Source organism: Delftia sp. WSY_7, from assembly GCF_043104845.1.
GTDB lineage: Bacteria > Pseudomonadota > Gammaproteobacteria > Burkholderiales > Burkholderiaceae_C > Comamonas > Comamonas tsuruhatensis.
In genome coordinates this window covers 122001-143474 of sequence record NZ_JBICLB010000034.1, presented here as the reverse complement: position 1 = coordinate 143474, position 21474 = coordinate 122001, and the positions used below count along the sequence as shown (strand labels likewise).

Here is a 21474-nt window from a genome sequence, read left to right as displayed (position 1 = left end):
CGCCCAGGCCCTGAGGGCGCCGGTCATAATTCCCGTCATAGCTGATGCCGCCGATGATCGAACCGAAACCGCACCCCACACGCCTGACCCGTTGGATGGCCGGCCTTGCGCGGTGGTCACTGGGGCTGGTCCTGGCCTTCTGGCTGGTCCTCGCCTCCGTGTGGGGGGTGCTCCATGGCTGGATTGTGCCGCGAATCGGCGAATGGCGTCCTCAGCTGGAATCCCTGGCCTCACGCACGCTGGGCCTACCGGTTCGCATAGGCAGCATCACGGCCCGCAGCGAGGGATTGGTCCCCCGCTTCGAGCTGGGCGACGTGGTGGTGCAAGACCCCGAACATTCGGCAGACGCCCTGCGCCTGCCCAGCGTGGTGGTCGCCGTTTCGGCACGCTCGCTGATGCGCCTGGGCGTGGAACAGATCTACATAGACCGTCCTGAACTCGTGGTGCGCCGCGCGGCCGATGGCCGAGTCTTCGTGGCCGGCATCGAGATCAGCCCTTCGGCCGGCGGGGACAATGCCGCCGCCGACTGGCTGTTTTCGCAGACCGAACTGGCGCTGCGCGGCGGCAGCCTGCTGTGGTTGGACGAACTGCGCCAGGCTCCGCCGCTGGCCTTGCGCGATGTGGACCTGGTGCTGCGCAACAAGGGCTGGGGCCACGGACTGCGCCTGGATGCCACGCCGCCCGAGGGCTGGGGCGAGCGCTTCATGCTGACCGGCCTGTTCCGCGAGCCGCTGCTGTCCACGCACGAGGGCAACTGGCGCCGCTGGAGCGGCCAGGCCCATGCGATGTTCACGCGGATCGACCTGTCCCAGCTTGGCCAGTACATAGACATCTCTGGCTTGCGCCTGCAGCAGGGCCGGGGCGCGCTGCGCGCCTGGATAGACCTGCGCCAGGGCCAGCCCGTGGGCGCCATGGCCGACGTGGCCGTGAACGCGCTGCAGCTGCAGTGGCGCGAAGACCTGCAGCCGCTGAAGCTGCAGGCCCTGACGGGCAGGCTGAGCGTGCAACACCAGGACGGCTGGCGCTTCGCTGCGCAGAACCTGGAATTTTCCACGGGCGACGGCCTGCACTGGCCGGCTGGCAATCTGCGCGCGCGCTACAACCCCGCCGGCGCCAGCACGCAGGGGGCGCTGGGTGAGCACGGCGAGTTCCAGGCCGATGGCATTGACCTGGCCATCCTCGCCCAGCTGGGCCAGCGCCTGCCGCTTCCAGCGCAGGTGCAGCAGCACCTGGCCGATCTGGCACCGGCCGGCCGCCTGCACCAGTTCCAGGGAAGCTGGCGCGGCCCGCTGGAGTCCTTGCAGCAGTACAAGGCCAGTGGCGAACTGCAGCAACTGTCGATCAACGGCGTGGCATCGTCCGAAGGCCCCGCGGCGCCGGGCATGCCCGGCCTCAAGGGCCTGAACGCGCGCTTCTCGCTGGACCAGGACGGCGGCCAGGCCCAGCTGGAGATGGAGGGCACAGAGCAGCGGCCGGCGTCGCTGTCGTTCCCCGGCGTGTTCGAGGAGCCCGAGATCCCGCTGCACCGCCTGCAGGCCAGCCTGCGCTGGCAACTGCGCGGCCAGGCCATCAGCGTGCAGGTGCCCAGCCTGCGCTTTGCCAATGACGACACCGAAGGCGAGGCCCGCGCGCAATGGCATACCGGCGACGGCAGCGACAGGCAGCCGCGCTTTCCCGGCGTGCTGGACCTGCAGGGCCAGCTGCGCAACGCCGACGGCACGCGCGTGCACCGCTACCTGCCGCTGGAGATTCCCGCCGACGCGCGCCACTATGTGCGCGAGGCCATACACGCCGGGCGCGCGAGCACGGTGAACTTCAAGGTGCGCGGCAACCTGGACCACGTACCGGCCGACAAGCCCAGCCAGGGCGAGTTCCACATCGCGGCCAAGCTGCATGACGTGCACTATGAATATGTGCCGCCCCATCTGCTCACGCATGGCGAGGCGCCCTGGCCGGCCCTGGTCGATCTGTCCGGCGAGCTGGTGTTTGACCGCTCCTCCATGGCCGTGCGCAATGCGCGCGGCCAGTTCGCCGGCTATCCGCAGCTGCAGATGCGCGACATCCAGGCCAGCATTCCCAACCTGGCCCACACCGAGGTGGCCGTCACCGCCAAGGGCCAGGGCCCGCTGGCCGACATGCTGGGGGTGGTCAAGACCTCGGCCCTGTCGGCGCTGACCGGGCACGTGCTGGACGGCAGCGAGGCCACGGGCGCCGCGCAACTGGCCCTGCAACTGCAATTGCCCATCGACCATCTGGACCGCAGCAAGGTGTCCGGGCAGGTCACGCTGGCGGGCAACTCGCTGCAGCTCGATGACGAGACACCGCACCTGAGCCAGCTGCGTGGCGCCGTCAAATTCTCCGACACCGGCTTCTCGCTGGTCGGCTTGCAGGCGCGGGCCCTGGGCGGTGAGCTGCGTGCCGATGGCGGCATGCAGGCGCTGGCGCGCAATGCGCCAGCCACCGAATCGTCCGTCAAGGTGCGGGTGCAGGGCACGGCCACGGCACAGGGGCTGCGCGATGCCAGGGAACTGGGCTGGGTGGCCGACCTGGCCCGCCATGCCGAGGGCCAGTCGCCCTATTCCCTGCTGCTGAAGGTGCGCCGTGGCACGCCCGAAATCCAGGTCCAGTCCAGCCTGCAGGGCATGCGCATCAACCTGCCGGCTCCGCTGGGCAAGGCCGCCGAATCCATCCAGCCGTTGGCCGTGAGCCACCAGCTCGCGCCCGCCAGCTTCGCCGCGCCCGATGCCCCGCTGCGCGACCAGATCAGCGTGCAACTGGGCGACACGGGCTCGGTCTTCTATGAGCGCGACATCAGTGGCAAGCACAGCCGCGTGCTGCACGGCAGCATCCTCATCGGCCAGGAAGCGGGCACCGCCCCCACTTCGGGCCAGGGCGTGCAGGCCCATGTGCAGTTGCCGCTCTTCAATATCGACGACTGGCTGGCGCTGGCGCCGCAGTCCAACGGCGCCATGCCAGAGCCCGCCGACGCCGCCACGGACCCTGCGCGCGAATACCTTCCCGATCGGCTGAGCCTGCGCGTCAAGCAACTGCAGGCCAAGGGGCGGCAGCTGCACGATGTGGTGGCGGGCATTTCGCGCGATGGTGGCTCGTGGCACAGCAACCTCACCTCCCAGGAGCTGGATGGCTATGTGGGCTTTCGCGAAGGCACGGACGCCCAGCCCGAAGGGCAACTGGTCGCCCGGCTGTCCCGCCTGACGGTGCCGGAGGCCAAGTCCGAACGCGTGGACGCCCTGTTCAACGAAGGGCCGCGCCAGCTGCCGGCGCTGCAGATCGTGGTGGACGACATGCACCTGTCGGGCCATGCGCTGGGCCGCCTGGAGGTCGAGGCCCGCAACCGCCCCGTGCCCGGCAACGCGGCGGCACGCGAATGGCAGCTGTCGCGCTTCAACATTTCCACGCCCGAGGCCACGCTGACGGCCAACGGCCAGTGGCGCCTGCCCCAGGGGCAGTCCGAGCATCCGGGGCGCAGCCAGCTGCAGTTCCAGCTGGACCTGCGCGACGTGGGCAAGCTGCTCACGCGCTTTGACATGCCCGGCGTGGTGGGCAATGGCAAGGGGAGCCTGCAGGGCTCGGCGGGATGGACGGGCTCGCCCATCACGCCCGATTTCCGCAGCCTCTCGGGCTCCATGCACCTGGATGTGCAGACCGGCCAGTTCCTCAAGGCCGAACCGGGCCTGGCCAAGCTGCTGAGCGTGCTCAGCCTGCAGGCGCTGCCACGCCGGCTGACGCTGGATTTCCGCGATGTCTTCAGCAACGGCTTTGCCTTCGACTTCATGCGCGGTGATGTGCAGATCACCGATGGCGTGGCGCGCACCAACAACATGCAGATGAAGGGCGTCAACGCCGCCGTGCTGATGGAAGGCACGGCAGACCTGGTCCAGGAGACGCAGAATCTGCACGTGGTGGTGGTGCCAGAGATCAACGCGATGACCGCCTCCCTGGTGGCCACGGCCATCAACCCCGTGATCGGCCTGGGCAGCTTTCTGGCGCAGGTGCTGCTGCGGGGCCCGCTGATTGCGGCAGCCACCAAGGAATTCCGCATCGACGGCAGCTGGGATGATCCCCAGGTCACTGCCTTGCCGCGCCGCCGGGCCGCAACGCCCTCTGACACACCGTCGCGCACGCCCTCCACCGCCACCGAGTCAGCCCCTTCAGGAGAGAACCCATGAAAATCGCAGCCCTGCAAATGGTGTCGGAACCCGATGTGCGCGCCAACCTCGACCAGGCCATGGCCCTGCTGCGCCAGGCGCGCGAGCAGGGCGCCGAACTCGCGGCCCTGCCCGAATACTTCTGTGCCATGGGCCTGCGCGATACCGACAAGCTGGCCTACCGCGAGAGTTTCGGCCAAGGCCCCATCCAGGACTTCCTGGGCCGCGCCGCGCGCGAGCTGCAGCTGTGGATCGTCGGCGGCACCCTGCCTCTGGTGGCCGATGACGATGCCCACGTGCTCAACAGCTCGCTGGTGTTCTCGCCCCAGGGCGAATGCGTGGCGCGCTACGACAAGATCCACCTGTTCCACTACGACAACGGCCGCGAGCGCTACACGGAGGCCGCCGTGGTCCAGGCCGGCCACACGCCCGTGACCTGCGACATCACCTCGCGCGAGGGCGAGTCCTGGCGCCTGGGCCTGAGCGTGTGCTACGACCTGCGCTTTCCCGAGCTGTACCGCCGACTGGCCGAGCAGGGTGCCGACCTGCTGCTGGTGCCCGCCGCCTTCACCCACATCACGGGCCTGGCCCACTGGGAGGTGCTGCTGCGCGCCCGCGCCATCGAAAACCAGGCCTACCTGCTGGCGCCCGCCCAGGGCGGCCACCATGAGAACGGCCGCCGCACCTGGGGCCACAGCCTGCTGGCCGACCCCTGGGGCATGGTGCTGGCGCAGCAGGCCGAGGGTGCCGGCGTGGTGCTGGGCGAGATCAAGCGCGAGCGCCTGGCGCATGTGCGCCGCCAGTTGCCGGCCCTGGGGCACCGCGTCCTGTGAATCCGCTGCACCTGTCCACGCCCGCCCCCGCCGAAGGCCGCTGGCCCTGGCGCCGCTGGCGCACTGCCTGGCGGCGCTGGTCGCTGTGGAGCCTGCTGGTCGCTTTGGTGGCCAGCATGCTCATCACCATGGTCTGGCTGGCCGGACGCTATGAGGCCTCCCAGGTCCAGGACAAGCTGGAGCGCGACACCGCCAATGCCGTGGCCGACATACGCGCCGCCCTCAACCGCAACCTGCAGGACCTGCAGGCGCTGAACGCGCCCGACAACGACCCTGCCGAGTGGAAGACCCGCGCCGCCGAGCTGCTGCAGGTGCGCCGCGAGCTGATGCGCATCGAATGGCGCGATGCGGGCCTGCAGATCCGCTCCCATGCCGAGACGCCCTACCGCAACGTGCAGTGGGAAGACCAGCTGCGCACGCAAAACACCCATCCGGAGGCCGTGCTGACCTGCACCCACGCGCGCCGCCTCAACGGCCCGGCCTACTCGCCCAGCTACTTCCAGCTGCTGGCCGAAGGCCTGGGCACGGAGATGATGGAGGTCTGCCTGCCATTGACGCAAAGCGGCCACATCATCGGCTTTGTCATCGGCACCTACAGCCTGCAAAGCCTGCTGATCACCCAGGTCAGCAAGAACCTGCCGCGCACCCAGGAAGTGTCCTTCACCGAGCCGGACGGCACGCGCCTGGCCCTGCTGGGCGCCTCCTGGCGCGGCACGCGCATGTTCACGGCGCAGCAGCTGCTGGACCTGCCGGGCAGCACCCTGGTGCTGCGCATGGACAGCTGGCACCGCGCGCCCAGCGTATTCCCCAACGTGCTCACGGCCCTGGTGACGCTGATGTCCATCGCCCTGGTGTCCGTGGTCGCCGTGCTGGTACGCGACAACCGCCGACGCCTGCGCGCCGAGCGCGATCTGGGCGATGCGCTGGCCTTTCGCAAGGCCATGGAGGACTCGCTGGTCACGGGCCTGCGCGCGCGCGATCTGCAGGGCCGCATCAGCTATGTGAACCCGGCCTTCTGCAGCATGGTGGGCTTCACGGCCGAGGAACTGCTGGGACTGAGCATTGCGCCCTACTGGCCGCCCGAGCGCGCCGAGATCTACGCGCGCCGGCGCGACAGCCGCCTGTCCGGCAACGCCCCGCCGCCGCGCGAGGGCCATGAAAGCATCTTCATGCGCAAGGACGGAACGCGCTTTCCGGTGTTGATCTTCGAGGCGCCGCTGATCAATGCCCAGGGCCAGCACACCGGCTGGATGAGTGCCTTCATCGACATCAGCGAGCAAAAGCGCATGGAAGAGATCTCACGCGCCTCGCAGGAGCGCCTGCAGGCCACGGCCCGCCTGGCCACGGTGGGCGAGATGGCCTCGCTGCTGAGCCATGAACTCACCCAGCCGCTGGTGGCCATCTCCAGCTACGCCACGGGATCGCTGAACATGCTGGGGAGCGACGATGGCACGGGCACGGGCACGGGCACGGGCACAGGTGCAGGTGCAGGTGCAGGTGCGGGCAGCGCCATCTCGGACCATGAAGCCCGGCTGCGCCAGCAACTGCAGGACCTGCGCATGGCCATGGAGCGCATCAGCTTCCAGGCCGACCGCGCAGGCCGCGTGATCAAGAGCGTGCGCGATTTCGTGCGGCGGCGCGACCAGTCCCGCGAAGTCATAGGCGCCGCCGAACTCATAGACGCCGTGCTGCCGCTGATCAGCCTGCAGGCACGCAACCTGGGCGTGCGCGTGACCACCGACATCGAGCCCGGCCTCCCGCCCGTGCTGTGCGATCCGACCATGATCGAGCAGGTGCTGCTCAACCTGGCGCGCAACGGCATGCAGGCCATGGACTCGCCCGAGACCATGGAGCGCGAGCTGCAGCTGCGCGTGCGCCGTGCGGCCGCCAGCACGCGCCGCAGCTGGGTGGAGTTCGCCGTCATCGACTGCGGCACCGGCATTCCCCAGCATGTGGCGGAGCAACTGTTCACGCCCTTTTTCACCACGCGCAACGAGGGCATGGGCCTGGGCCTGAGCCTGTGCCGTACCGTGGTCGAGCAGCATGGCGGCCACCTGCAGCACAGCCCCCACAGCCCGCGCGGGACCGTCTTCGCCTTCACGCTGCCGGCGCACAGCCCTGCGCAGGTGCAGGCATAGATGGCACCAATGGAACAAATGGAACAATAGGCCCATGGAACCTGTACCCGACGCCACCGTCTACATCGTCGACGACGACACCGATGTCCGCGAAGCGCTGGCCTGGCTGCTGCGCTCGCGCCGCCTGCTCAGCGAATGCTATGACAGCGCAGAGGCCTTCGACGCCATGCTGCAGTCGCGCCCACCGCCACGCAATCCCTGCTGCCTGCTGCTGGACATGCGCATGGGCGGCATGAGCGGGCTGGCGCTGTTCAACCTCATGCTGGAACGCAACCAGATCGCAGGCATGCCCGTGATCTTCCTGACCGGCCATGCCGACGTGCCCACGGCCGTGGACACCGTCAAGCGCGGCGCCTTCGACTTCTGCGAGAAGCCTTTCTCGGACAATGCCCTCGTGGACCGCATCGAACAGGCGCTGGAACTGTCGGCCCAGCACCAGGCCGAAACCCGTGCGCGCGAAGCCGTGCGTGCACGCTTCAACGAGCTGACGGAGCGCGAGCGCGACGTGATGCGCCTGGTGGTCGAGGGCATTCCCAACAAGCTCATCGCCGACCAGCTGGACATCAGCGTGCGCACCGTCGAGGTCCACCGCGCGCGCGTCTTCGACAAGATGCAGGTCAAGTCGGCCGTTGAACTGGCCAACCTGCTGCGCACGCACGGCTGACCCCTTCAGAAATACGTGGCAATCACGTCCACCACGTCATAGCGGTCATTGACGACGGCCAACTGCCGCCATTTGTCAAAGGTCAGGCAGGGGTGGGAGATGTCGAAGGCCAGCATGTCGCCTATGCGCAGGCCATCGTCCTCGGCCACCTTCAGGAAAGCATGCTGGTCCATCATGGCCGTGACCTCCCAATGGGGCGGTGTGGCCACCGGCGCGGCATCACCGGGGCGGTAGCGCAGCGCGGGCCGGGGCGGCACGGCCTCGAAGGCGGTATCGCGCTTGCCCAGCGCCACGATGGCGCGGCCGGGCTCGGGCAGCGACTGCACATAGGCCCAGACCTGCAGCGCAGGCTGCAGGCTGGCACGCATCTGCTGCGCCACGGGATTGGTCTGGTCGATGCGCCGCTGCGCTGCCTGGTAGATGCCCGCGTCATGCGTGAGATAGCAGCCCGGGCGCAGCACCAGATCCAGCGGACCGCCAATGTCGGCCTTGCCGAACTCCTGGGCCACCACGTCATACCAGGCCGAGCCGGCGCCAGTGAGCACGGCCGGGCTGCGCTGCAGCCGGCCCTCACCCGCCAGCCGCTGGAGCCAGTCCACGGCCCGTCGCAGCAGGGTGCGGATGGGTTCTTCCTCCTTGAGCACGCCCTCGTAGACCTCGATCCCGGCCAGTCGCACGCCGGCACCGGCCCGGGCCAGCGCGTCCAGCAGCGGCTGCATCTGCGCATCGGAGCGAACGCCCGTGCGCCCGCCGGGCGGGCCCAGTTCGATCAGCACCTGCACGGACCGGCCCGCTGCGCCAAAAAAGGCGGCCAGCTGCTCGACCTGCTCGGCACAATCGACCAGGCAGAAGAACTCGAAGCCAGGATCGGCCAGCAGCTCGGCCACGGCCGCCATGTTGCGCCGGCCGATCAACTGGTTGGCCATGAGCACGCGGCGCACGCCATGGGCATGGGCCACGCACGTCTGCTGAGCGGTGGCCAGCGTGATGCCCCAGGCGCCCGCGTCGATCTGCTGGCGGAACAGGCGGGGCGCCATGGTCGTCTTTCCGTGGGGCGCGAGCTGGGCGCCGTAGGCATCCACAAAGCGCTGCATCCAGGCCAGGTTGTGCGACAGGCGCGACTGCGACAGCACGGCCACCGGCAAACTCAAGTCTTCCCGCAGCAGATTCCACCCCTGCGCGGCAGCGTCCTGCGGCGCGCAGGGGGCGGACAGCGCGCCCAGGCCCTTGTCGAGCGGGCTGACCACGTCGGCCGCGCCCGCTGTGCTTGCTTCACTCATACGACTCCCCATTGATGGATGGGAGCCAGCATAGGGCAATGCCGGTGCCCGCCCACGCAAAAACGCCCCGCGTTGCGGGGCGTTGCATCTGACACAGAGCCCGGGTCAGCGGGGCTGCTGGTACTGCGGCTGCTGTTGATACTGAGGCTGCTGGTGCTGCTGCGGGATCTCGCCCACGAAGATCTCCACGCGGCGGTTCATGGCACGGCCGCTGGCCGAGTCGTTGGAAGCCACGGGCTGGTGCGAGCCACGGCCTTCGGTGGCGATGCGGGCGCCCGAGACGCCGCGCATGGTCAGGTAGTTGCGCGTGCTGTTGGCGCGGTCCAGCGACAGCGGATTGTTGATGGCGTCAGAGCCGGTGCTGTCCGTGTGGCCGATGATGCGCACCTCGGCATTGGGGTTGTTGCGCAGGCCCTCGGCGAAGCGGTCCAGGATGGGAGCGAAGTTGCCCTTGATGTCGGAACGGTTGGTATCGAACGAGATGTCGCTGGGAATGTCGAGCTTGAGCTGGTTGTCAGCCGTCTGGCTCACGTTCACGCCCGTACCCTGGGTGGCCTGCTCCATCTCGCGCTTTTGCTTTTCCATGTTCTGCGACCAGATGTAGGTACCCAGTGCACCCACGCCAGCGCCGATCACGGCACCCGTGCCGGCCCTGCCGCCGGTGACGGCGCCCAGCACGGCGCCGGCTGCAGCGCCCACGCCAGCGCCCGTGGCCGTGCGGCGCTGGGTGTCGCTCATGTTCGCGCAGCCGGAGATGAACAGTGCGGCCGCCGTTGCGGCGGCCAGAACGATGTGCTTGCGCATTGGAAACTCCTTTTGAATCTTGGGAACGCACCGTGCGGTAGCGCCAGGGTCCCCATTGTGGAAAGCAGGCTGCGCACAGCCTATCAGTGCGGGCAGGGCATACCCGTAGGACGGCGCCCGCTCCGCGAGGCTGCCTCCACGGCCGTCACGGGCCGCTGCGATCCTGCCCGGGAGAGGGTTTGTCTGGAGACGGATGCGAATCCCGTGGCGTGTCCACGGGCAACTCGCCCTTGCGGCGTCCGGAGAACATGGTCCACCACACAATAGCGACCAGAATCACCAAGGCCAGCAGTGCTTCGAGCAAAATCAACCCCATGAATTTCCACCTCCTGCGCCATGCCGCGATGGCGCTGATTGTAGGGACGCTGGTCGCCTGCACGACCACCACCAAGCCGGTCTACGACCCCTCGCCCGTACCCGATCTGCAGCCGGGCGGCTCTCCCGCCGTCACGCCCAGGCCCCCGCTGGTCACCAACACGCCCACCAAGAGCCGCTGGATCGCGGCCGACTGGAGCGAATTGCCCGGCCTGCAGGAGGACGCGCTGCACGAAGCCTGGAATGCTTGGCTCAAGAACTGCGAACGACCCAGTTCGGTCTTCGCAGGCCTGTGCCGCGATGTGCGCCAGCTGAGCATCGCCACGGGCGACGAGCAGCGCGCCTGGCTCATGGCCAATCTGCAACCCTACCGCATCGAGGCGCTGGGCGGCGGCCCGGACGGCATGCTGACCGCCTACTACGAGCCGCTGTTCGAGGCGCGGCGCCTGCCCGGCGACGGATTCAACGTGCCGCTGTACAAGACGCCGGCCGGCGCCGGCTTCGGCAGCCGCAAGCCCTGGTTCTCGCGCCAGCAGATCGAGACCCTGCCAGAGGCCCAGGCGGCCCTGGCAGGCCGCGCCATCGCCTGGCTGCGCGACCCCGTCGATGCGATGGTGCTGCACATCCAGGGATCGGGGCGCCTGAACATCACCGAGCCTACAGGCGCGCAACGCACGATCCGCGTCGCCTTTGCGGGCACCAATGACCAGCCCTACAAGAGCGTGGGCCGCTGGCTGCTGGACCAGGGACTGGTGCGCGACGCCACCTGGCCCGGCATCAGCGCCTGGGTGGCCGCCAACCCCGGCCGCGTCAATGAAATGCTGTGGAGCAACCCGCGCTACGTCTTCTTCCGTGAGGAGCCGCTGGAAGGCCTGGACCTGCAGTTCGGCCCCAAGGGCGCCCAGGGCGTGGCCCTGACGCCAGGCCGCTCCATCGCCGTGGACAAGCAGAGCATCCCCTACGGCACACCGGTCTGGCTGTCCACATCCGGGCCCACCGTGGCGCTGAACCGCCTGGTCTTCGCCCAGGACACGGGCAGCGCCATCGTCGGCGCCGTGCGCGCCGACTACTTCATGGGCTGGGGCCCCGAAGCCGGCGACCTGGCAGGCCGCATCAAGCAGAACCTGCGCCTGTGGGCCTTCTGGCCTCGCGCCCTGGCGAGCCAGGCCCCGCACTTGAGGTGACCCCCTGAGCGGCTACGCCGCTTCCTCCCGCTTTGGGGTGCGCCGGTTTTATCCTTTGCGCCAAGGCTCGCCCCGCATGGCACAAGACCAGCGCAGACACACCTCTATCCACTGTCCCTCGCTCTGGCGCGGCCCAACGCCAGGGGCGCCGAGCAAGAGCCGCCTCGCTGCGAGGGCGCCGTCCCCCTCTGGGGAAGGCGCGCAGCGCCTCAGGGGGTATCGAAGTACCTCGTGACGCGCGGCGGTTCCTTGCCCTTGTGATACGCCAGCTTGCGGTCGCGCAGCGCCACGTCGGCGGCGGTGACGCGGTCGAAGCGGCGAAGGTGCTCGGTCCATGACTCATCGATGATCTGCTCCACGTAGCGCTCCGGGTGGCTCATGCTGTGCAGCAGGCTCCAGCCCAGCGCGCCCTGGCGCATGCGGCTGCGGCGGCTTTCCTGCATGAGGGCGCGGAAGGCCTCGGCCTGGGTGGGGTCGATCTGGTACTCGATGGTGACGACCACGCGGCCGGCTTCGGGGATGTTGACCTCGGGGCGCTGGAAGGCCTTGGAGGGGCTCAGGTCCTCCTCGATCTGGCGGTCGCGCACCAGGCGCTGCACCAGCAGCATGCAGGCCACGCCGCTGGCGGCCGCCACCATGAGGCTGCCGCGCACGCCCACCATGCTGGCCACCTGTCCCCAGAGCGCGGCGCCTGCCGCCGTGCCGCCCATGATGGACATCTGGTAGATGGACATGCCGCGCGCCCGCACCCAGTTGGGCAGGGCCATCTGGGCCGAAACGCCCAGCACGTTGGCCGTGGAGATCAGCGCCATGCCGGCCAGCATCATGGCCGGCACCGCCATGTAGACATTGGGCGACAGGGCCACGGCCAGCGTGGCCAGCGCATGCACGGCAGAGCCCGACCGGATCAGCCTTTCCTTGGACATGGCCTGGCGCAGGCGCGGCAGGAACATGGCGCCCACGATGGCGCCCGCCCCCATGGAGGCCAGCAGCAGCGTGAAGGTCTCAGCGCCGCCCCCGCCCTCGGTCGGGCCGTGCAGGCGCTGGGCCACCAGGGGCAGCAGGGCCATCACCGCCGTGCACTGCAGGAAGAAACACACCGTGCGCGCCAGCACCGCATGCATGCGCGGCGACTCGCGCACGAACTGCAGGCCCACGCGCATGGCCGAGGGCAGGCGCTCGCGGCCCAGCGGGTTGGCCACGTGGCGGCGCTTCCAGCGGATCAGCACGATGCCCGAGATGACGGACAGCACGGCGTTCAGCACGAACACCCAGGCACTGCCCAGGCTGGCGATGATGGCGCCCGCCACCAGGGGTCCGATGATGCGCGAGGCGTTCATGGCCACCGCGTTCAGCGCCATGGCCGAGGGCAGGTGGTGCTTGGGCACGAGTTCGGGAATCAATGCCGAGAACACGGGCCAGCGCATGGCCAGGCCGATGCCGTTGGCAAAGGTCAGCACCAGCAGCCAGTGCGCCGTCATCCGGCCCGAGAGCACGAACAGGCACAGCACCAGAGCCACGGCCGCCACCCAGAACTGGGTGACGATGAAGTAGCGGCGCCGGTCCAGGATGTCGGCCAGCGCACCGCTGGGCAGGCCCAGCAGGAAGACGGGCAGCGTGGAGGCCGATTGCACCAGGGCCACGAGCACGGGCGAGGTGGTCAGCGAGGTCATGAGCCATGCCGCCGCCACATCGTTCATCCACATGCAGGTATTGGCCGCCATCCAGATCAGCCAGAGCATGCGGAAGGTGGGGCCGGACAGCGGCGCCCAGACGCCCTGCTGGGCCTGGGCCGTCTTCTGGCCTTCGGCCTCGGCGGCCGCCCTGTCGGCAGCGGCCATGCCGGACGGGTCCTCGAGCAGGGTGCCCGGCGCCCCCGCGCCCGAGGGCTCGGCCGGGGGCTGGGTGGAAGGCTCGGTTTCTGAGGCGGGTGGCTGGGCGGGGTCTGGTGTTGATTGTTCTGCGGCCATGTGTCCCGATTCTCGGGCCAAACGCAGGGTGGCGCCAGAAATGGTTGCCTTACTAATAACCACGATCACCACCTTGTACGACAACCGTTTTTCGCTCCTGTTACAGGAGCACACTGTCGCTTCGGCGCGACCTTCATAGGCCAGTCCGCCGGCCTGCGGCTACTGGCCAGGCAGTCCCTGGCCCGCCATGGGTCCCAGCTGGGACAGCGGCAGCGCATGGCTGGACTTGATCTCGCCCAGCGAGAAACTGGTCTGCATGTCCTTCACGTTGGGCAGGTTCAGCAGCGTGTTGCGCGCGAACTGCGCAAAGCTGTCCAGGTCGCGCGCCACCACCTGCAGCTCGAAGGTGCCGGTGCCGCTGATGTAGTGGCAGGTGACCACCTCGGGCAGCTTGCGGATGGCGTCCTCCATCTCCAGCGTCAGCGTGCCGGCCGTGCGCACGGCATCGAGCCGCACGAAGGCCAGCACGCCCAGGCCGATCTTGTGGCGGTCGATGTCGGCGTGGTAGCCGCGGATGAAGCCCGCTTCTTCCAGCGCCCGCACGCGGCGCCAGCACGGCGCGGCCGACAGGCCCACGCGCTGGGCCAGCTCGGCATTGGTCAAGCGTGCGTCGGCCTGCAGGTGGCCGAGGATGGCAATGTCGAATTTGTCCAAAGTTTGCACAAAACACCGTTTTCAAGAAAGATCCTTGCTCAGGATACTTGAAACAGCGCAAAGAAAGCAAAGACCTATCAGACGAGCACGAATACACTGAAAAAAGGCGATTTGGTTCAGACAACGAGTGCCGTGCATGCCTCTTTCCCGTTCCGGGCAGGACATGACAGGGCACCGACCATCGATGGAGACAAGCCATGAATGCCCCACTGCCCGAAGACGTGCGCCGCGCCCTGGAGACGGTCACCCTCGACGACAAATACGCTCTGCAGCACGGCCGTGCATTCATGAGCGGAGTCCAGGCCCTTGTGCGCCTGCCCATGCTGCAGCGCCAGCGCGACGCTGCAGCGGGCCTGAACACCGCAGGCTTCATCAGCGGCTACCGGGGCTCCCCGCTGGGCGGCTATGACCAGGCGCTATGGGCCGCGAAAAAGCACCTTGAATCCAACCACATCGTCTTCCAGCCCGGCGTCAATGAAGAGCTGGGCGCCACGGCCGTCTGGGGCACGCAGCAGCTGGATCTCTATCCCGAGACCAAGAAGTTCGACGGCGTCTTCGGCCTGTGGTACGGCAAGGGCCCGGGCGTGGACCGCTGCTCCGACGTGTTCAAGCACGCCAACATGGCGGGCACGGCCCGGCACGGCGGCGTGATCGCGCTGGCCGGCGACGACCACATCAGCAAGAGCAGCACGGCCGCCCACCAGAGCGACCACATCTTCAAGGCCTGCGGCACGCCGGTGTTCTTTCCCAGCAATGTGCAGGACATCCTGGACATGGGCCTGCATGCCTTTGCCATGAGCCGCTTCTCGGGCCTGTGGTCGGGCATGAAGACCATCCAGGAGGTGGTCGAGTCCTCGGCGAGCGTCTCGGTGGAGCCGGACCGCGTGAACATCATCCTGCCCGAGGACTTCCAGATGCCGCCCGGCGGCCTGCACATCCGCTGGCCCGATGCGCCGCTGGAGCAGGAGCAGCGGCTGATGAACTACAAGTGGTATGCGGCCCTGGCCTATGTGCGCGCCAACCGGCTCAACCACAACGTGATCGAGGGCCCCAACGACCGCTTCGGCCTGATCGCCAGCGGAAAGGCCTACAACGACATGCGCCAGGCCCTGGCCGACCTGGGCCTGGACGACGACACCTGCCGCCAGCTGGGCATACGCGTGCACAAGGTCAACGTGGTCTGGCCGCTGGAGGCCACCATCACGCGCGACTTCGCGCGCGGCCTGCAGGAAATCCTGGTGGTGGAGGAAAAGCGCCAGGTCATCGAATACCAGATCAAGGAAGAGCTGTACAACTGGCGCTCCGACGTGCGGCCCAACGTGGTCGGCAAGTTCAGCGACGAGCACGGCGGCGAATGGTCGGTGCCCAATCCCAGCCAGGACTGGCTGCTGCGCCCCAATGCGGACCTGACGCCGGCCCTCATCGCGCGCGCCATCGTCCAGCGCCTGACCAAGATCGGCGTGCCCGAACACATCGCCCAGCGCATGCACGAGCGCATTGCCGTGCTGGACGCCCGCGAGGCCGCGCTCAAGGTGGCCCAGAGCCAGCCCACGGGCGACCGCGTGCCATGGTTTTGCAGCGGCTGCCCGCACAACACCAGCACCCGCGTGCCCGAGGGCAGCCGCGCCGTGGCCGGCATCGGCTGCCACTACATGACGGTGTGGATGGACCGCTCCACCAGCACCTTCACGCAGATGGGCGGCGAGGGCGTGACCTGGGTGGGCCAGGCGCCCTTCACCAAGGACGCCCATGTCTTCGCCAACCTGGGCGACGGCACCTACTTCCACAGCGGCCTGCTGGCGATACGCCAGAGCATCGCGGCCGGCGTGAACATCACCTACAAGCTGCTGTACAACGACGCCGTGGCCATGACGGGCGGCCAGCGCGTGGGCGAGCGGCCCGAGGGCCATTCGGTGCTGCAGATCATGAACAGCCTCAAGTCCGAGGGCGTGGCCAAACTGGTCATCGTCACCGACGAGCCCGCCAAGTACGACGGCGTGGCGCTGGCCGAGGGCGTGACCGTGCACCACCGCGACGAGCTGGACCGCATCCAGCGCGAGTTCCGCGCCCTCAAGGGCTGCACGGCCATCATCTACGACCAGACCTGCGCCACCGAAAAGCGCCGCCGCCGCAAACGCGGCACGCTGGCCACGCCCGACAAGACCGTGGTCATCAACGAGCTGGTCTGCGAGGGCTGCGGCGACTGCTCGGTGCAGTCCAACTGCCTGTCGGTCGAGCCGGTGGAGACCGAGTTCGGCCGCAAGCGCCGCATCAACCAGAACACCTGCAACAAGGACTACTCCTGCGTGAAGGGCTTTTGCCCCAGCTTCGTCACCATCGAAGGTGGCCAGCTCAAGAAGCCCAAGAAGGAGAAAAAGGGCGACCTGTCCATGCTGCCCGCCATCCCGGAGCCCGTGCTGCCGGTGGCCGAGCAGGCCTGGGGCATCGTCGTGGCCGGCGTCGGCGGCACGGGCGTGATCACCATCGGCTCGCTGCTGGGCATGGCGGCCCACCTGGAGGGCAAGGGCGTGATCACCCAGGATGCGGCCGGCCTGGCGCAAAAGGGCGGCTCCACCTGGAGCCACATCCAGATCGCAAACCGCCCCGAAGCCATCTACACCACCAAGGTGGACATGGCCAAGGCCGACCTGGTGATCGGCTGCGACCCCATCGTCACGGCCACGCCGACCACCATGTCCGTGATGCAGCCGGGCCGCACCTTCGTGGCGCTCAACAGCCATGGTTCGCCCACGGCAGCCTTCGTCACCAACCCTGACTGGCAGGCGCCGGACGACCGCTGCGCCAGCGCACTGGCCCAGGCCGTGGGCCCCGAGCTGCTGGGCAGCTTCGACGCCGAGCAGGTGGCCGTGCAGCTGCTGGGCGACAGCATCTACACCAACCCGCTGATCCTGGGCTACGCCTGGCAAAAGGGCCGCGTGCCGCTGTCGCATGCGGCGCTGATGCGTGCCATCGAACTCAACGGCGTGCAGGCCGACAACAACAAGGCCGCCTTCGAGTGGGGCCGCCGCTGCGCCCATGACCTGGCTGCCGTGCGCGCCCTGTTCCAGACGGCCCAGGTGATCCAGTTCGTCAAGAAGCCTTCGCTGACCGAGATGGTGGCCAAGCGCGTGGACTTCCTCACGGCCTACCAGAACGCCGCCTATGCGGCCGAGTACCAGGCCTTCGTGGACAAGGTCCATGCCGCCGAGCGCGCCGTGGCGGGCTCGGGCACGCGCCTGTCGCAAGCCGTGGCCCGCTATCTGTTCAAACTCATGGCCTACAAGGATGAGTACGAGGTCGCGCGCCTGCACACCGATGCGGCCTTCAGCCAGCGCATCGCCAGCATGTTCGAGGGCGACTACCGCGTGGTCCACCACCTGGCGCCGCCGTCGTCGGCCGCCAAGGACGAGCAGGGCCATCTGGTCAAGAAGTCCTACGGTCCCTGGATGCGCAAGGCCATGCAGGTGCTGGCGAAGATGAAGGGCCTGCGCGGCACGGCGCTGGACCCCTTCGGCCGCACGCAGGAACGCCGCACCGAGCGCGCCCTGATCCAGGAATACCGCCAGTGCATAGAAGGACTGCTGTCCGAGCTCACGCCCGAGCGCCTGGCGCTGGCCGTGGAGATCGCCAGCATTCCCGAGGACATCCGCGGCTACGGCCACGTCAAGGAGCGCAACCTGGCTGCGGCCCGCACCAAGTGGAAGGCGCTGATGGCACGCTGGAACGCCCCGTCACGGGGCGCGGGCAGCACGGGACAGCCCGCAGTCGGCGTGGCCTGAAACCACACGGACAGCCCCGCCACAGGGGCGTCCTGTAAGATCGCGGCCGCCGCCCGTACCGTGAGGTGCGGGCGGCGCGGCTGCCTCCGGGGCCGCTTCAACTGCCGTCACGCCGGGCGCAAAAACCACGAAAACCCGCGCTCCGCCCCTTTAAAAACGGCAGATGGCCGCCAGTTGCAGCCATCGTCGCCGAAAAACCCGCAGCAGCCAGATCCTGGCAGCCCATGTGGGTCAGGGCTGACGCATACAATGCTCCGTTCTCCTGCGCGGGCCCGTGCATATCGGCGTGCGCAGCGACCCTTTTTCGACCTTCCAATCCTGGAGTCTTGCCCGTGTTTATTTCTTCCGCTTTTGCCCAGACCGCACCCGCAGCAGCAGCCTCCGGTGGCGACTTCATGTCGCAGTTGATGGGCATGGCGCCTCTGGCGCTGATGTTCGTGGTGCTGTACTTCGTGATGATCCGTCCGCAGATGAAGCGCCAGAAGGAGCATCGCTCCATGATCGAGGCACTGGCCAAGGGTGACGAAGTGGCAACGGCCGGCGGCATCATCGGCCGCGTGACGCGCATGTCCGAGCAATTCCTGCACATCGAGATCGCCTCGGGTGTGGAAGTCCAGATCCAGCGCAGCGCCGTCGTCCAGGTGCTGCCCAAGGACACGCTGAAGTAAGCGCTGTCCCTGTCTTGCGGGTGTGCGGACCGCGCAGGCGGCAGCACACCCTTTTGTGCGTTGCTGTCTACAAAGAGCGAAGAGCGCGATCATGAACCGATATCCGGTCTGGAAGTACGCGATCATCGTGATCGCGCTGCTGGTAGGGGTGCTCTACACCCTGCCCAATTTTTTCGGTGAGGCGCCTGCGGTGCAGGTCTCCTCGGCCAAGGCCACCATCAAGGTGGACAACGCCGCGCTGCAGAAAGTCGAAGAGGCCTTGAAGGCTGCCGATGTCAAGCCCGACGTCCTGTCCATCGAAGGCACCTCGGTGCGCGCGCGCTTCAACACGCCCGACGAGCAGCTCAAGGCCAAGGACGTGATCCAGAAGGCCCTGATCCCCGATGCCAACGACCCGGCCTACATCGTGGCCCTGAACCTGGTGTCGCGCTCGCCGCAATGGCTCACGGCCGTCGGCGCCAAGCCCATGTACCTGGGGCTGGATCTGCGCGGTGGCGTGCACTTCATGCTGCAGGTGGACATGGCCGCCGCCCTGACCAAGAAGGCCGACTCCTTTGCCGGCGACCTGCGCAGCTCGCTGCGCGACAAGAACATCCGCCACGGCGGCGTCTCGCGCAACGGCAACACCGTCGAGATCCGCGTGCGCGACGAAGCCATGCTCACGGCCGCGCGCAACCTGGTCTCCGACCAGTTCCCCGATCTGGCAGCCACCTCCGAGCCGGATGGCGCAGGCTTCAAGCTGCTGGCCTCCATCAAGCCCGAAGCCCTGCGCAAGGTGCAGGAGCAGGCGCTCAAGCAGAACATCGTCACCCTGCACAACCGTATCAACGAGCTGGGCGTGGCCGAGCCCGTGATCCAGCAGCAGGGCCTGGACCGCATCATCGTGCAACTGCCCGGCGTGCAGGACACGGCCAAGGCCAAGGACATCCTGGGCCGCACGGCCACGCTGGAAGTGCGCCTGGTCGACGAATCCTCCGAGGCGCGCGGCGCTGAACTGGGTTCGGGCCCCGTGCCCTTCGGCTCCGAGCGCTACCTGGACCGCAACGCCCAGGCCGTGATCGTGCAAAAGCAGGTCGTGCTGACCGGCGAGAACCTCACCGACGCACAGCCCGGCTTCGACAGCCAGACCCAGGAGCCCACGGTCAACCTGGTGCTGGATGCCAAGGGCGCACGCATCTTCAAGGACATCACGCGCGAGAACGTGGGCAAGCGCATGGCCATCATCCTGTTCGAAAAGGGCAAGGGCGAGGTCGTGACGGCTCCCGTGATCCGCACCGAGATCGGCGGCGGACGCGTGCAGATCTCGGGCCGCATGACCACGGCGGAAGCCAACGACACGGCCCTGCTGCTGCGCGCCGGCTCGCTGGCCGCGCCCATGGAGATCATCGAGGAATACACCATCGGCCCCAGCCTGGGCGCCGACAACATCAACCGCGGCATCCACTCCGTGGTCTGGGGCCTGGTGGCCATCGCGGCCTTCATGTGCGTGTACTACCTGCTGTTCGGCGTGATCTCCACGGTGGCCCTGTCGGTCAACGTGCTGCTGCTGCTGGCCATCCTGTCCATGCTGCAGGCCACGCTGACCCTGCCCGGCATCGCCGCCATGGCGCTGGCGCTGGGCGTGGCCATCGACTCCAACGTGCTGATCAACGAGCGCATCCGCGAGGAACTGCGCGGCGGCGCGTCGCCGCAGGCGGCCATCCATGCGGGCTACGAGAACGCCTGGCACACCATCCTGGACTCGAACGTGACCACGCTGATCGCGGGCCTGGCGCTGCTGGCCTTCGGCTCCGGCCCGGTGCGCGGCTTCGCCGTGGTGCACTGCATCGGCATCCTGACCAGCATGTTCTCGGCCGTGTTCTTCTCGCGCGGCCTGGTCAACCTCTGGTACGGCCGCCGCAAGAAGCTCAAGAGCATTTCCATCGGCCAGGTCTGGAAGCCTGAAGACACCAGCCAGCTGCGCTCGGTGACGGCCAAGGGATCCAGCGTCGCCGATTCCGGCGCCAACAACTGAAAGGGGGAAGACCATGGAGTTCTTCCGCATCCGCAAAGACATCCCCTTCATGAAGTACGCGTTGATCCTCAACGCGGTGTCCTTCATCACCTTCGCGCTGGCCGTGTTCTTCCTGCTCACCCGCGGCCTGCACCTGTCCGTGGAATTCACGGGCGGCACCGTGATGGAGGTGGCCTATACCCAGCCCGCCAACATCGCCAAGGTGCGCGACACGGTCGCCGGCCTCGGCTACGCCGATGTCACGGTGCAGAACTTCGGCACATCGCGCGACGTGATGATCCGCCTGCCCGTGCAAAAGGACGTGACCTCGGCCCAGCAAAGCGAGCAAGTACTCACGGCACTCAAGAAGGAAGACGCCGAAGTCACGCTGCGCCGCACCGAGTTCGTGGGCCCGCAGGTGGGTGACGAGCTCATGCACAACGGCCTGATGGCCCTGGGCTTCGTGGTGCTGGGCATCGTGATCTACCTGGCCATGCGCTTCGAGTGGAAGTTCGGCGTGGCCGCCGTGATCGCCAACCTGCACGACGTGATCATCATCCTGGGCTTCTTCGCGTTCTTCCAATGGGAGTTCTCGCTGTCGGTGCTGGCCGGCGTGCTGGCCGTGCTGGGCTACTCGGTCAACGAGTCGGTCGTGATCTTCGACCGTATCCGCGAAGCCTTCCGCAAGTTCCGCAAGCTCAGCACCACCGAGGTGATCGACCACGCCATCACCAGCACCATGAGCCGCACCATCATCACCCACGCCTCCACCGAGGCCATGGTGCTGTCCATGTTCTTCTTCGGCGGTCCCAGCCTGCACTACTTCGCGCTGGCGCTGACCATCGGCATCCTGTTCGGCATCTATTCCTCGGTCTTCGTGGCCGCCGCCATCGCCATGTGGCTGGGCGTCAAGCGCGAGGATCTGATCAAGGCGCCCAAGGCTTCCACGGACCCCAACGACCCCAACGCCGGCGCCACCGTGTAAGCGGATGTTTTAGCCCTGGACCGGCTTACACTCCCGGG

14 protein-coding genes are annotated in these 21474 nt (G+C 67.9%); 9 read left to right on the top strand and 5 right to left on the bottom strand.

The features are described from left to right. Positions 1–53: 53 nt before the first annotated feature. From ACF8ME_RS15415 to ACF8ME_RS15400, 4 genes are read left to right on the top strand one after another with little or no spacing between them, the layout of a single operon-like run. Positions 54–4190: a YhdP family protein gene (locus ACF8ME_RS15415; RefSeq protein WP_392417277.1), complete on the top strand. Its 4137-nt coding sequence runs from the start codon at positions 54–56 to the stop codon at positions 4188–4190. Beyond that, on the top strand, positions 4187–5002 hold the full coding sequence (locus ACF8ME_RS15410; RefSeq protein ID WP_392417274.1) for a carbon-nitrogen hydrolase family protein: 816 nt from the start codon (positions 4187–4189) through the stop codon (positions 5000–5002). Before ACF8ME_RS15415 ends, ACF8ME_RS15410 begins: the two co-directional genes overlap by 4 nt. Then, positions 4999–7140, top strand: a complete 2142-nt coding sequence (locus tag ACF8ME_RS15405) for a nitrogen regulation protein NR(II) (RefSeq protein WP_392417271.1) — start codon at positions 4999–5001, stop codon at positions 7138–7140. The genes ACF8ME_RS15410 and ACF8ME_RS15405 overlap by 4 nt, the downstream gene beginning before the upstream one ends. Positions 7141–7174: 34 nt before the next feature. Continuing rightward, complete coding sequence (locus ACF8ME_RS15400; protein WP_012202778.1) at positions 7175–7804, top strand: response regulator transcription factor; 630 nt, start codon at positions 7175–7177, stop codon at positions 7802–7804. A 5-nt stretch (positions 7805–7809) separates the two neighbouring features. Here the strand turns inward: ACF8ME_RS15400 and ACF8ME_RS15395 are convergent, their stop codons facing one another. From ACF8ME_RS15395 to ACF8ME_RS15385, 3 genes are all read right to left on the bottom strand, one after another. Next, on the bottom strand, positions 7810–9084 hold the full coding sequence (locus tag ACF8ME_RS15395) for an amino acid deaminase (protein WP_047474560.1): 1275 nt from the start codon (positions 9082–9084) through the stop codon (positions 7810–7812). A gap of 105 nt (positions 9085–9189) precedes the next feature. Further along, positions 9190–9888, bottom strand: a complete 699-nt coding sequence (locus ACF8ME_RS15390) for an OmpA family protein (RefSeq protein WP_016454249.1) — start codon at positions 9886–9888, stop codon at positions 9190–9192. Between the two features lie 145 nt (positions 9889–10033). Further along, positions 10034–10204: a hypothetical protein gene (locus ACF8ME_RS15385; RefSeq protein WP_016449371.1), complete on the bottom strand. Its 171-nt coding sequence runs from the start codon at positions 10202–10204 to the stop codon at positions 10034–10036. Between ACF8ME_RS15385 and ACF8ME_RS15380 the strand changes: the two genes are divergently transcribed. Continuing rightward, complete coding sequence (locus ACF8ME_RS15380; RefSeq protein ID WP_017404060.1) at positions 10203–11387, top strand: murein transglycosylase A; 1185 nt, start codon at positions 10203–10205, stop codon at positions 11385–11387. The genes ACF8ME_RS15385 and ACF8ME_RS15380 overlap by 2 nt on opposite strands. A 209-nt stretch (positions 11388–11596) precedes the next feature. Here ACF8ME_RS15380 and ACF8ME_RS15375 read toward each other — a convergent pair whose 3' ends face one another. Together ACF8ME_RS15375 and ACF8ME_RS15370 are read right to left on the bottom strand one after the other, a co-directional pair. Further along, on the bottom strand, positions 11597–13357 hold the full coding sequence (locus ACF8ME_RS15375; RefSeq protein ID WP_374006324.1) for an MFS transporter: 1761 nt from the start codon (positions 13355–13357) through the stop codon (positions 11597–11599). A 159-nt stretch (positions 13358–13516) separates the two neighbouring features. Beyond that, entirely contained in the window at positions 13517–14020 is a 504-nt protein-coding gene (locus ACF8ME_RS15370) for an Lrp/AsnC family transcriptional regulator (RefSeq protein WP_016449368.1), read from the bottom strand. Between the two features lie 188 nt (positions 14021–14208). Here ACF8ME_RS15370 and ACF8ME_RS15365 point away from each other — a divergent pair, with 188 nt between their 5' ends. The 4 genes from ACF8ME_RS15365 to secF all read left to right on the top strand — a co-directional run bounded on the left by ACF8ME_RS15365 (position 14209) and on the right by secF (position 21436). Further along, positions 14209–17790 carry an indolepyruvate ferredoxin oxidoreductase family protein gene (locus ACF8ME_RS15365; RefSeq protein ID WP_392417268.1) on the top strand — a complete coding sequence of 1194 codons (3582 nt, stop codon included), beginning with the start codon at positions 14209–14211 and terminating at the stop codon, positions 17788–17790. 332 nt (positions 17791–18122) lie between these two features. Further along, complete coding sequence (gene yajC, locus ACF8ME_RS15360) at positions 18123–18458, top strand: preprotein translocase subunit YajC (RefSeq protein ID WP_016449366.1); 336 nt, start codon at positions 18123–18125, stop codon at positions 18456–18458. Between the two features lie 91 nt (positions 18459–18549). Next, complete coding sequence (gene secD, locus ACF8ME_RS15355; RefSeq protein ID WP_392417267.1) at positions 18550–20472, top strand: protein translocase subunit SecD; 1923 nt, start codon at positions 18550–18552, stop codon at positions 20470–20472. Positions 20473–20485: 13 nt separating this feature from the next. Next, entirely contained in the window at positions 20486–21436 is a 951-nt protein-coding gene (gene secF / locus ACF8ME_RS15350) for a protein translocase subunit SecF (protein WP_016449364.1), read from the top strand. Positions 21437–21474 lie beyond the last annotated feature (38 nt).